Origin of the sequence: Aeromonas sp. EERV15 (assembly GCF_900079845.1) — a bacterium.
GTDB classification, from domain to species: domain Bacteria; phylum Pseudomonadota; class Gammaproteobacteria; order Enterobacterales; family Aeromonadaceae; genus Aeromonas; species Aeromonas sobria.
Window position 1 is genome coordinate 1 of the sequence record NZ_FKKY02000011.1, and the last position, 12,951, is coordinate 12,951.

A 12,951-nucleotide genomic window follows, 5' to 3' on the forward strand; every position below is an offset into this window, starting at 1 on the left:
AGGGTCCTAAAGGGCCGTTGGAGACCACAACGTTGATAGGTGGGGTGTGTAAGCGCGGCGACGTGTTGAGCTAACCCATACTAATTACCCGTGAGGCTTAACCATACAACACCCAAGAAGTGTTCTGGGCCTTGTAGCAAGTGAACGAACTACTTAACTAATTCAGTGATAATGACCCAGTCGTTATTCACATCAGCTTTCTCAGATTGAATTAATTTGCCTGGCGGCCATAGCGCCGTGGAACCACCTGATCCCATGCCGAACTCAGAAGTGAAACGCGGTAGCGCCGATGGTAGTGTGGCATTCGCCATGCGAGAGTAGGACACTGCCAGGCTTTAATTAAGCAACTACAGCGATGTGGTTGGTCGCGATACGACGTAAGGTTGTATTGGACAGAAGATTTAGATAACGCACACAGTGTGTTCTTTACCGGTTAGTGTGCTGATATGGCTCAGTTGGTAGAGCGCATCCTTGGTAAGGATGAGGTCCCCAGTTCGACTCTGGGTATCAGCACCAGTATTAAGTAATAAAGCTTTTGCCTGACGGCAATAGCGCCGTGGAACCACCTGATCCCATGCCGAACTCAGAAGTGAAACGCGGTAGCGCCGATGGTAGTGTGGCATTCGCCATGCGAGAGTAGGACACTGTCAGGCACCTATTTAGAAGAGGCCTCCCATTCGGGAGGCCTTTTTGCATTTCTGCGTTTCAAAAATCTGCCCTGCTGCCGGCATTTTAGTAAAAATGCTGGGCTATCAAGGGATTGCCCGTTACTCTTTAGCCGTTACCGATTAACAAGTGATGCTGCCAGAGAGGTATTGATGGCTACGTTGAAGGAAATTGCACAGGAGGCGGGGGTGTCGCTCGCCACGGTATCCCGGGTACTGAACGAGGATCCCAGCCTGAGCGTCAAGGAAGAGACCCGGCAGCGGATCTTCGAGATTGCCGAACGTCTGGAGTACAAGACCAGCAGCGCCCGCAAGGGGGTTCACAAGAGCAAACTGCACTTTCTGGTGGTCTACTCCTACCCGCAGAGTACCGAGGTTAACGATCCCTACTATCTCGCCATTCGTTATGGCATCGAGACCCAGAGTGCCCGCCTCAATATCGAACTGACCCACCTCTACAACTGTGGTGAAGGGCGCGAGCTGACCGCCGTGGATGGCATCCTGGTGGTGGGGAGCCTCTCTGCCGAGCGTCTGGCGCAGCTGCGAACCTGCTCCGGCATGCTGGTCTTTGTCGATTCCCGTGCCATGGAGGAGTTTGACTCGGTCGATGTGGATCTCGCCCTGATCAGTCAGCAAGTGGTCGATTACTTTATTGCGCAGGGGCACCAGCGCATCGGCTATATCGGTGGCCAGGATGAGAACCCGGATCTGCGTGAGCTGGCCTTTATGGATTATGGCCAGCGGTTGGGAGTAGTGCAGGAGAGCGATCTCTATCGCGGCGACTTCTCCAGTGCTTCCGGCTACCGCTTGGCAAAAGAGATGCTGGCGGGAGATTGGCCCAAGGCGCTGTTCGTCGCCTCCGACTCCATCGCCATCGGGGTGCTGCGTGCCATCCACGAGAAGGGACTGGCCATTCCCCAGCAAATTGAGCTGATCAGCGTTAACGATATTCCGACCGCCAAATTTACCTTCCCGCCGCTCTCTACGGTGCGGATCCACTCCGAGTTGATGGGCTCCCAGGGGGTCAATCTGCTGGTCGAACGGCTGCGTGACGAGCGTGACATTCCCCTCCGGGTACTGGTGCCGAGTCATCTGACTCTGCGTGGCACAACTCGTTAGTTTTACTAAAACCCTGCATTATCTTGGCTACATCATGGCATTCATGATGTAGCCAATCCCGCCTGCATTCCCCACACCTATAAAATAAACCCCTTTACAATCAGTGCATTACCATCAGAATTTAGTTAAATACATCAATAACCGTGCCATATCTGTTCTTGTCGGTGCGCTTTAAGTCAGTAATCCGAGATAGCTCACAAAGTGGGTCACCGGATGTGATCTGGTTAAAAGTTTACCAATCATTCGCTGATATTTAGTAAATTTTTATCTAGAGTTTACCCAGTTAAAGTTGCCTTGTTCCGGGAGGACATGTGAATAACTGGGAAAACGTTCAATTCGTTGGTGAAAACAGGCTGGCTCCGCGCGCCTACTTCTTCTCTTATGCCGATCGCGTTGCGGCGGCCACCATGCAGCGCGAGCTGAGCCGCCGCTTTCTCTCCTTGAGCGGCCAGTGGCAGTTCAGCTACTTTGCGCACCCCCTGCAGGTGCCGGAGGCTTTCTATCACAGCCCCATGAGCGAGTGGGGCCAGATCACAGTGCCCAACATGTGGCAGATGGAAGGGCACGGCAATCTGCAGTACACCGACGAGGGTTTTCCCTTCCCCATCGACGTCCCCTTCGTGCCGACCAACAACCCCACCGGCGCCTATCAGCGCAGCTTCACGCTGAGCCCGGCCTGGGATGGCGAGCAGGTGATCATCAAGTTTGACGGGGTGGAGACCTACTTCGAGGTCTATGTGAACGGCCACTACGTCGGCTTTAACAAGGGGAGCCGCCTCACCGCCGAGTTCGATATCAGTGCCTACGCCAAGGTTGGCGAGAACCTGCTGTCGGTGCGGGTGATGCAGTGGGCCGACTCCACCTATATCGAAGATCAGGACATGTGGTGGATGGCGGGGATCTTCCGCGACGTCTATCTGGTGGGCAAACCGGCCGCCCATGTGCAGGATTTTTTCATCCGCACCGCGCTGGCCAATGACAACCAGAGCGCTACCCTGAGCTGCGATATCCAGCTGGAGAATCTGGGGGCGCCTGCCCGTGATCACCGTCTGGTCTGGTCGCTGCTGGATCGGGGCAGCGAGATCGCCAGCGGCTCGCTCGACCATCTCGCCATCGACGGCAAGCTCGACAGCCGCTTCACGCTGGATCTGGCCAACCCTCATCTGTGGAGCGCCGAAGACCCCTACCTCTATCAGCTGCAACTCTCCCTCTACAACGGTCAGGGCGAGCTGCTGGAAGTGATCCCGCAGCGGGTCGGGGTGCGTGAAATCAAGGTCAAGGATGGCCTCTTCTACGTCAACGGCCATTACCTCAAGCTGCACGGGGTGAACCGTCACGACAACGATCACCTCAAGAGTCGCGCGGTCGGCATGGACCGTGTTGAACGCGATATCGTGCTGATGAAGCAGCACAACCTCAACTCGGTACGTACCGCCCACTATCCGAACGACCCGCGCTTCTACGAGCTGTGCGACCAGTACGGTCTGTTCGTGATGGCAGAGACCGACGTGGAGACCCACGGTTTTGCCAACGTCGGTGATCTCAGCCGCATCACCGATGATCCCTTCTGGGAGCCGGTGTTCGTGGATCGCATCGAGCGCCACGTACACGCCCAGAAGAACCACCCCTCCATCATCATCTGGTCGCTGGGCAACGAGTCCGGCTACGGCTGCAACATCAGAGCCATGTACCAGCGCTGCAAGGGGATAGACCCGACCCGGCTGGTGCACTATGAAGAGGATCGCGACGCCGAGGTAGTGGACGTGGTCAGCACCATGTATTCCCGCGTCTCCCAGATGAACTGCTTCGGCGAGTTCCCTATGCCTAAGCCGCGCATCCTCTGCGAATACGCCCACGCCATGGGCAATGGCCCGGGTGGCCTCAGCGAATACCAGCAGGTGTTCGATCGCCATCCCCACATCCAGGGCCACTACATCTGGGAGTGGTGCGATCACGGCATTCTGGATCAGGACGAGCAGGGGCGCCCCGTCTACAAATACGGCGGCGACTACGGCGACTACCCCAACAACTACAACTTCTGCATGGATGGCCTCATCTATCCGGATCAGACTCCGGGGCCGGGCCTGCGTGAATACAAGCAGGTGATCTGCCCGGTCAAGGTGCGGGCGCTGGATCTGGCCAGCGGCAAGCTTGAGCTGGAAAACCGCTACTGGTTCTCCAATCTCGACGACATCCGTCTGCTGGTCGAGGTGAAGGCCGAAGGCGAGCTGCTGGCCAGCCAGCAAATTCGGCTGGAGGGGGTTGCCCCCGGTGCCACCACAGAGCTGCAACTCGAACTGCCATCCCTCGATGGGCGGGAAACCTTCGTCCAGCTGCGGGTCATCAAGGCCAGTGCCACCCGCTACAGCGCGGCGGAGCACGAGCTGGGTCAGTACCAGTTCCAGCTGAAGGCATCGACTCGCCAGCTGCAGCCCTTTGCCAATCCCAACGCTACTCCGTTGCAGATTGCCGACGAGCGCCTCGCGCTGACCTTGAGCGGCAGCGGCTTTGCCCTGCGCTTCTCACGCCTCGACGGCAAGCTGGTGAGCTGGCAGCAGGACGGTATCGAGCTGATTGAGCGCTCGCCGCGCCTCACCTTCTTCAAGCCGATGATCGACAACCATAAGCAGGAGTACGAGAGCCTGTGGCACCCGAACCACCTGCAGATCATGCAGGAGCACTTCCGCACTCTGAGCTGGCGTCAACTGGACGAGGCGGTCGAGGTAACGGTTGAGAGTCTGATCGCGCCGCCGGTGTTCGACTTCGGCATGCGCTGCCGCTACGTCTATACCCTGAGCCCGAACGGCCAGCTGCACGTGGCGCTGTCCGGTCAGCCCTATGGCGGCTATGACGACATCATTCCCAAGATCGGCTTCGAGCTGGGTATTCGTCAGGATCTCGACCGGGTGCACTACTACGGCATGGGGCCTGGCGAAAACTATCAGGACAGCCGCCAGAGCAACTGGATCGACAGCTTCCAGAGCACAGTCAGCGAGATGTGGGAGCACTACCCCTTCCCGCAGGACAACGGCAACCGCCAGCAGGTGCGCTGGGCGACCCTGACCAACCGTCACGGTGCCGGTCTTTACGTCCGGCCCGATGCCCCCATCAACCTGAGCGTCTGGCCCTACAGCTGGGAGCATATCCACGCGGCGCAGCACATCAACGAGCTGGAGCCCTGCGGTTATCTCACCCTCAATCTGGATTACAAGGTACTGGGGCTTGGCTCCAACTCCTGGGGCTCCGAGGTGCTGGACTCCTGGCGGGTGCGCTTCGAGCCGTTCAGCTTCGGTCTGACTCTGCTGCCCATCGCCCGTGGCAACCTCAATCCGGCTGCGCTGGCCGGGCTCGATCTCACCATCAACGGCGGGAGGAACCTCGCATGATCACCCTGGACAACCTGACCCTGTTCAAAAACATCTACCGGGAGGGCAAAAAGTGGGGCCGCTGCGTGGAGGCCATCAACAACCTGGCCAACCTCAAGCCCGGTATCTGCCACTCCATCGGTGACTCCCTCACCTACCGCTTGCAGGAGGGGGCCAGCCCGGCCACCTCCCTGTTTGAGGGGCAGCGCCGCTACTTCGACGTTCATTACTACCTGGAAGGGGAAGAGATGGTGGAGTGGGCAGCCAAGAGCGAGCTGGCGGTCGAGCAGGCTTATGACGACACCACCGACCGCGAGTGGCTGGCCGGTGAGGTGCGTGAGCGCCAGCAGGTCGGCAACGGGCAGGTGGTGATCTTCGAGAACGACGAGGCCTACCGTTTCGTCGGCGACGGGCCGGTGCGCAAGGTGATCATCAAGGTCACCGTCGAAGGCGGCTATTTCAAAAACAAATAACAAGCCACCGGTTCTGCACTGACAAAAGCCGGAAGGGCGGGGCTCACCCTACAAATCATGCCCCGCCCTTTCGTGGCAATAACTACAGGTCTGGAGATGCACCATGTCTGATTCCAAACGGAATACGATAGGCAAGTTTGGTCTGCTGTCGCTCACCTTCGCGGCGGTATTCAGCTTCAACAACGTCATCAACAACAACATCGAGATCGGTCTGGCCTCGGCCCCGATGTTCTTTCTGGCCACCATTTTCTACTTCATTCCGTTTTGTCTGATCATTGCGGAATTTGTGTCACTGAACAAAAACTCCGAAGCGGGGGTGTATGCCTGGGTGAAGAGCTCCCTCGGCGGTCGCTGGGCCTTTATCTCCGCCTACACCTACTGGTTCGTGAACCTTTTCTTCTTCACCTCGCTGCTGCCGCGGGTTATCGCCTACGCCTCCTATGCCTTCCTCGGTTACGAGTACATTCTCACCCCGGTGGCGACCACGGCGCTTAGCATGGTGTTGTTTGCCTTTGCCACCTATGTCTCTACCAACGGTGCCAAGATGCTCGGCCCCATCACCTCGGTGACCTCGTCCCTGATGCTGCTGCTGACCCTCTCCTACATCCTGCTGGCGGGGACGGCACTGGTGGGCGGCGTGCAACCGGCTGACCCCATCACGGTAGAGGCGATGATCCCCGATTTCAGCTGGGCCTTCCTCGGCATCACCACCTGGATCTTTATGGCAGCCGGTGGCGCCGAGTCGGTAGCGGTCTACGTCAATGACGTGAAAGGGGGCTCCAAGTCTTTCGTGAAGGTGATCATCATCGCCGGGATCTTTATCGGGGTGCTCTACTCCATCGCGTCGCTGTTGATCAACGTGTTCGTACCGAGCGGCACCCTGAAATATACCGGCGGCTCGGTGCAGGTGTTTGAAGGGCTGGCGGCCTACTTCGGCCTGCCGGAGATCCTGATGAACCGCTTCGTGGGGCTGGTCTCCTTCACCGCCATGTTCGGCTCCCTGCTGATGTGGACGGCGACTCCGGTGAAGATCTTCTTCTCCGAAATCCCGGCCGGCATCTTCGGCAAGAAGACAGTCGAGCTGAACGAGAACGGCGTACCTGCCCGTGCAGCCTGGATCCAGTACCTCATCGTGCTGCCGCTGATGGTGATCCCGACCCTGGGCTCCAACACCGCGCAGGATCTGATGAACACCGTCATCAACATGACCGCTGCTGCCTCCATGCTGCCGCCGCTGTTCATCATGCTGGCCTACCTCAATCTGCGTCTGAAGCTGGATCACCTGCCACGGGATTTCAAGATGGGTTCGCGCACCACCGGCATCGCCGTGGTCTCGGCGCTGATCGCCATCTTCTCGGTGGGCTTTCTCGCCTCCACCTTCCCGACCGGCGCCGACATCATGACCATCGTCTTCTACAACGTCGGCGGGATCGTGATCTTCCTTGGCTTCGCCTGGTGGAAGTACAACCGCTACGAAGCCTCCCTGAGTGCTGACGCGCGAGTAAAAGAGGCCCAGCCGACCAGCCAGATTTCTGTCCGGGCATCCTGACGATAACCCTGACCAAACCGGCCCGCGTGGCCAAGAGAGATCAACCGGGTGGCTGCGGCCACCCGTTACCCGTTGTTCCATTGAGCACAAGAACCGAATAGAAGGAGAAAAGAATGAGCGAGACGATCGAGTTTGCCGAATTCAAACGGGTCGAGATGAAGGTGGGCAAGGTGCTGGAGGTGGTGCGCCACCCCGGGGCTGACAAACTCTACATCGTCCAGATCGACGTGGGGGGCGAGCGACCGCTGCAGACCGTCACCAGTCTGGTGCCCTACTACAGCGAAGAGGAGCTGATGGGCAGCGAGGTGGTGGTGCTGACCAATCTCAAGCCCACCAAGATGCGCGGCGAGCGCTCCGAGTGCATGTTGCTCTGCGCCGAGACCCCGGACGAGAGCCAGAGCGTGCTGTTGCAGCCCCGGGTGCCGATGGCGCCGGGCACTCCGATCGTCTGAATGGTATTGCGAGCCGGTGCGGGAGACTGCACCGGTTCACCAACGAGGCCGTCCACGCGGCCCGATCATAACAAGAGAGTAAAGCGCAGGGCCGACAGACCCTTGCCGAACACATCACAGAGTCACAGCGTTCCCCGCAGGGAGCGCGAGTCCACTGGAGGACACCATGTCTGAATCCGTACGCGGCACCATAGGCAAGTTTGCCCTGTTGTCGATGACCTTTGCCGCCGTGTTCAACGTGCGCAACATCGTCAACAACAACATCGAGCTGGGGCTCAGTTCCGCCCCCATTTTCCTGCTGGCGACCCTGGTCTACTTTGTGCCATTCGTCTTCATCATTGCCGAGTTCGTCTCGGCCAACAAAGATTCCGAGTCGGGGATGTACGACTGGCTTAAAAAACCGCTCGGCACCCGAATGGCCTATCTGGGCTCCTTCCTCTACTGGTTCGTTAACCTGTTCTGGTTTATCTCGTTGCTGCCCAACGTCATCGCCTACGCCTCTTACGCCATGCTGGGCTATGAGTACAGCTTCTCGCCCATGGTGACATCGATCATCTCCATCGTGCTGTTTGCGGCGGCGACCCATATCTCCACCAAGGGGGCGACCTGGCTCGGCAAGATTGCCGAGATGGTGGCCTACGGCGTGTTTGCCCTGTTCGCCATCTATGTGTTGGGTGCCCTGACCGCCCTCGGCGGTGACCATGTGGCGGCCCAACCCATCACCATGGCAGCCATGACCCCCACCATCAACTGGGCGACCCTCGGCATCATGTGCTGGATCTTCCAGGCGGCGGGCGGTGCCGAAACTGCGGCGGCCTATCTCAATGACGTGAAGGGGGGCCAGAAGTCCTTTATCAAGGTGATTATCTCTGCCGGTATTCTCATCGGTGCCATGTATGCGCTGGGTTCCCTGCTGGTGAACGTGTTCGTGCCGCGCGAGAGCCTCACCTATGCCGGCGGCATGGTGGAGATCTTCACCGGCATGGCCCAGTACTTCGAGCTTTCCGAGACGTTGGTAGGTCGCGCGGTCGGTATCGTGCTGTTCATCGCCATGTTCGGCTCCATGATGATGTGGACCTCTGCGCCGGTGAAGATCCACTTCTCCGAGATCCCGCAGGGTGTCTACGGTGACAAGACCACCCGCCTCAATAAGCACGGGGTGCCGGTGCGCGCCGCCTGGTGGCAGTTTGTCTTCGTGTTCGTGATGCTGGTGGTCAACGGCTTTGGCTCCGAGTCGGTGCAGCAGATGATGAACACCGCCATCAACCTGACCGCCGGTACTGCCATGCTGCCGCCGATCTTCATCATGGTGGCCTACTTCGTGTTCCGCTGGAAACATGACGACACCCCCCGCGACTTCCGTATGGGCTCGCGCAAGTTCGGTATGGCAGTGGTGTCGGTGCTGATCGCCATCTTCGTGGTGAGCATGAGCGCCTCCGCCTTCCCGAGCGGGGTAGATCTGGTGCGCGCCTTCTTCATCAACGTCTTTATGACCGCGGTCTTCTCGGCGCTGGCCTACTGGTGGATCTCCCGCTTCGAGAAGCGTCAGGCCCGCAAGCTCGGTGGCAATGACAAGAAAAGCGGCAACGGCCAGCTGGCCAACCAGCGCTGATCGGCGGAGCGAAAAAGCGAGACGGGCGGCCTGGGTCGCCCGTTTTTTTATCCATTTCTCGCTGTTGGGGGGCGGTCAGGCCTCTCTGGTCGTCCATTTTTGTTGTTCGATAGTGCAACGACGTTAAGCATTGATGAACAATTATTCGCCACTCAACGTTGCGCCTCTCCGATATCGGGGTAAGCTGGAGGTTCGTTTCAACGGGAGGTGCCAGACACCTCCTGTTGTGTTTCTTGTCCTCCCCGCTCCTGACCTTCCGCCACGAAGGCCGGATGCCCTCTGATGGAGACCCCCTGTGCGTCTGGATCCCTTTACTGTTGTGCTGATTGCGGTGGTCACCCTGGCCTCCCTCTTTCCCTGCGAGGGGCAGGTGGCCGTCTGGTTCGGTCTGCTGACCAAGCTGGCGGTGGCGCTGCTCTTCTTCATGCATGGTGCCAAGCTGTCGCGCCAGAACCTGCTGGCGGGCCTCGGCCACTGGCGGCTCCATCTGGTGGTGATGCTCAGCACCTTTGTGCTGTTTCCGCTGCTCGGGTTGCTGCTCACCCCGCTGGTGCCCCAGTGGTTGAGCCCGGCCATCTACCTCGGCTTCCTCTATCTCTGCGCCCTGCCTGCCACCGTGCAGTCGGCCATCGCCTTTACCTCGATGGCGGGGGGGAATGTGTCGGCGGCGGTGTGCAGCGCCTCGGCCTCCAGCATTCTCGGCATCTTCCTCTCGCCGGTGCTGGTGGGGATGATGATCCACGTGCAGGGGGAGGGGATCGACACCTGGCACTCCATTCAGGCGATCATGGTGCAGCTGATGCTGCCGTTTGTGGTGGGACATCTGTCGCGTCCGCTCATCGGCGGCTGGGTCGATAGCCATCGACCGCTGATCGGCAAGCTGGATCAGAGCTCCATCCTGCTGGTGGTCTATGTCGCCTTCAGCGAGGCGGTGGTGCAGGGGATTTGGCATCAAGTAGGCTGGTACGATCTGGCCAGTATCGTGCTGCTGAGCTGCGTCTTGCTGGCGCTGGTGCTCTGCTGGAACGTCTGGATCAGCCGTCGCCTCGGCTTCGACAAGGCGGACGAGATCACCATCGTCTTCTGCGGCTCCAAGAAGAGTCTGGCCAACGGGGTGCCGATGGCCAACGTCATGTTCCCGGCTGCCAGCGTCGGCGTCATGGTGCTGCCGCTGATGATCTTCCACCAGATCCAGCTGATGGTCTGCGCCGTGCTGGCGCGCCGCTACCACGAGCAGGGGCATTGATACTCGCGCCGTTTTTACTGCCATAACAAGAGGGAGGCCCGTGGGCCTCCCTCTTCTCATTTGCATGCCGATCGGCGTGCTAGCGTTTGCGCCAGAGGGTCAGCTGCGCCACCGTGTGCTGGTATTTGCGGGCGGTCTCGCGGATGACGAAGGGCACATCCCGGGGCGGGCAGTGCTCCTCAAACTCCGCCGCCAACAGCCGTTGCAGCGCCTGATAGGTGGTGAGCGCTTCGCCGTTTTCACGAATGCCGCCGAGCCAGTTGGCGGGCGGGGTATATTCCGCCAGCCAGGTGTAGGGGCTGGTGAGCACCAGCAGACCACCGCTGCGCAGTCGCGGGGCTATGTCGCGCAAGAAGCGGGCAGGTTCGCGTAGCCGGTCGATCAGGTTGGCGGCGAGCACCAGATCGTAGTGGTCGTACTTGGGCTTGAGGTTGCAGGCATCCCCCTGACTGAAGTGAATGCGTTCAATCTCGCTGGCACTCAGCCCGTGGCTCGACAGGCGCGCCTCGCAATACGCCACCAGTTCGCCCTCCTGCGGGATGGCATAGCGGAAGCTCTCCTGGCTGGCGAGGGCCTGCGCCACATCGATAAAGCGGGCCGAGTAGTCCACCCCGTCCACATGCTGGAAGTGGCGGGCCAGCTCGAAGCTGGCGCGGCCGGTGGCACAGCCGATATCCAGCGCCCGCTGGTGGTTGCTGCACAGCTCGCCAGCAAGATCCGCAAGCGTTTTGGCGTAGTTGGCTACCCCGAAGTGGCTCGGGCCGTACTGGAAGTCGAGGTACTGTGCGACCAGGGTGTCGGTTTCATAAGGATTCACGATAACGGGTTCCTGATAACGGGAGACCAGATAGCGGAAACCCGCATGCTGGAAGAAGTGACGCCGGAAGGCGTAACGGGATGATTTGAGTGCTTCGTTGCCGGTGCTTATCCAGCTGCCGCCCTTGATGAGGGTGTGCTTGCCATCAAAGGTGGGGGTAGAGAAGTCGTCGTAGAGCTGATGGATCCGAAAGCCGTCGAAGCCATCGATGGCGGTGCTGGTCCACTGCCAGACATTGCCCACCAGATCGAAGAACTCCCCCTGTGGAGAGGCATCCACCGCACAGGGGGAGGCGAAACGGGCCAGATTGATATTGCCGGGGGCCTCCGTCCAGTCCGGTTGATCGCTGGGTACCTGCTCGCGCAGCAGGGCCCACTCCCCCTCGCTCGGCAGCTGGACTGGCAGACCGGTACGGGCCGTCTGCCAGCGACAGAAGGCAGCTGCTTCCAGCTGGTTTACCTCGACTGGCCAGTCCCAGGGCATGGCGACCTGCTCGGTCATCAGTCGTAGCTGCAATTGTTTGGGCTTGGTGGCATCACCCACCCAGAAGGTCGGCATCTGCGCCTTGGCGTACTGGCACCAGCTCCACCCCTCCTCATCCCACCACTGCTGCTGGCCATAGCCGCCCGCCTGCACGAAGGCGAGGTACTCGGCATTGCTCACCAGCATGCGGCTGGCCTGAAACGGGGGCAGATCGATATGGCGCTCGCCATATTCGTTGTCCCAGCCGTAGGTGGCGTCCTGCTTGCCAAGGCGCACCTTGCCGCCAGCCACCGGCAGCAGGCTGTTGGCGGGCACCTGATCAATACGGTAGCGTGCTTCGGTACAGGTGGGCCAATAAGGCTGAGGTCGCATCCAGGCGAGCGGCAACTGGCGGATCAGCACGCTGGAGGTCTCGAGGTGGATACGCTCGTGCTCTATCCCCATCAGGATCACCCAGGCCGGGCTCTGCCAGTCGATGGGCAGGGTGATTGGCATCTGGCGGATGAAGTCGCACACCAGCGAACGGACTTTGGCCCGATAGCTACGCAGCTCGGTGACCTTGGGCCAGTCGTAGTGAGTCTCGTCCAGATCGTCCCAGCTCATCTCGTCTACACCGATGGCGACCATGGCCTCGATGCGGGCATTTAGCCGTTTGTCGATCAGGCGGGCAGCCAGCAGCTTGTTGATGAAGAAGGCGGCGGTGTGGCCGTAGTAAAAGATCAGCGGGTGGCGCAGCGGGATCGCCTTGGTGAACCAGGCACGTTCGTCAGCCAGGCAGTCAAACAGCGAATCGTAGAGATCGAAGGTCTGGCAGAAGTAGCTGAGCAACTCGCGCCGTTTCTGCTCGGGATCGCTGCCGGTCAGCAGCGGGGTGCGGGTCGATGCAGGCAGACCGATGGCAGTGGCATGGTGAGGGCTTGCTTGTGTCACGCTCTGATTCCTTTTGGCAGTGAGGACTGACAAGACAGTGGTAAGACATTACCGCTATGGAGAGCTTGGTACGCACGAGGCACCACTATTGGCTCAACAGACCGGTACGGCAATCAAAAAATTCCACGGATTGTCAGCATAGTGAGCCGCGAGATTACCCGCCAACCCGGCATGAGGAGAGGGGTGAGGAAGGTGGCGAGGTGAGTCGAGTTGGCTGCTGAGCCTCCCCGATCATCATAT

General features: G+C 59.6%; 8 protein-coding genes, 1 tRNA gene and 3 rRNA genes. 11 read left to right on the forward strand and 1 reads right to left on the reverse strand.

Annotation, left to right across the window (positions count from 1 at the left end; translation table 11 throughout):
• From BN4575_RS11100 to BN4575_RS11150, 11 genes are all read left to right on the forward strand, one after another.
• A 23S ribosomal RNA gene (locus tag BN4575_RS11100) occupies nucleotides 1-105 on the forward strand; the annotation flags it as partial.
• A 114-nt stretch (nucleotides 106-219) separates the two neighbouring features.
• Nucleotides 220-334: ribosomal RNA gene (rrf, locus tag BN4575_RS11105) — 5S ribosomal RNA — on the forward strand.
• Between the two features lie 106 nt (nucleotides 335-440).
• A tRNA-Thr gene (locus BN4575_RS11110) sits at nucleotides 441-516 on the forward strand.
• A gap of 22 nt (nucleotides 517-538) precedes the next feature.
• Nucleotides 539-653 (forward strand): 5S ribosomal RNA (gene rrf, locus BN4575_RS11115).
• Between the two features lie 165 nt (nucleotides 654-818).
• Nucleotides 819-1,784, forward strand: coding sequence for a transcriptional regulator EbgR (gene ebgR, locus BN4575_RS11120; protein ID WP_068978217.1), 966 nt, complete (start codon nucleotides 819-821; stop codon nucleotides 1,782-1,784).
• A gap of 311 nt (nucleotides 1,785-2,095) precedes the next feature.
• Nucleotides 2,096-5,170: a beta-galactosidase subunit alpha gene (ebgA, locus tag BN4575_RS11125; protein ID WP_068978218.1), complete on the forward strand. Its 3,075-nt coding sequence runs from the start codon at nucleotides 2,096-2,098 to the stop codon at nucleotides 5,168-5,170.
• Nucleotides 5,167-5,622 carry a beta-galactosidase subunit beta gene (locus tag BN4575_RS11130; protein ID WP_068978219.1) on the forward strand — a complete coding sequence of 152 codons (456 nt, stop codon included), beginning with the start codon at nucleotides 5,167-5,169 and terminating at the stop codon, nucleotides 5,620-5,622. Before ebgA ends, BN4575_RS11130 begins: the two co-directional genes overlap by 4 nt.
• Before the next feature lie 103 nt (nucleotides 5,623-5,725).
• Nucleotides 5,726-7,171: an amino acid permease gene (locus BN4575_RS11135; RefSeq protein WP_068978220.1), complete on the forward strand. Its 1,446-nt coding sequence runs from the start codon at nucleotides 5,726-5,728 to the stop codon at nucleotides 7,169-7,171.
• Between the two features lie 113 nt (nucleotides 7,172-7,284).
• Nucleotides 7,285-7,623, forward strand: a complete 339-nt coding sequence (locus tag BN4575_RS11140) for a tRNA-binding protein (RefSeq protein WP_005342042.1) — start codon at nucleotides 7,285-7,287, stop codon at nucleotides 7,621-7,623.
• 166 nt (nucleotides 7,624-7,789) lie between these two features.
• Nucleotides 7,790-9,235 carry an amino acid permease gene (locus BN4575_RS11145; RefSeq protein ID WP_068978221.1) on the forward strand — a complete coding sequence of 482 codons (1,446 nt, stop codon included), beginning with the start codon at nucleotides 7,790-7,792 and terminating at the stop codon, nucleotides 9,233-9,235.
• Nucleotides 9,236-9,530: 295 nt separating this feature from the next.
• A complete protein-coding gene (locus tag BN4575_RS11150) occupies nucleotides 9,531-10,481 on the forward strand; it encodes a bile acid:sodium symporter family protein (RefSeq protein WP_068978222.1) in 951 nt (316 codons plus the stop codon).
• Nucleotides 10,482-10,560: 79 nt separating this feature from the next.
• Here the strand turns inward: BN4575_RS11150 and ovoA are convergent, their stop codons facing one another.
• Entirely contained in the window at nucleotides 10,561-12,711 is a 2,151-nt protein-coding gene (gene ovoA / locus BN4575_RS11155) for a 5-histidylcysteine sulfoxide synthase (protein ID WP_068978223.1), read from the reverse strand.
• Nucleotides 12,712-12,951: the final 240 nt, after the last annotated feature.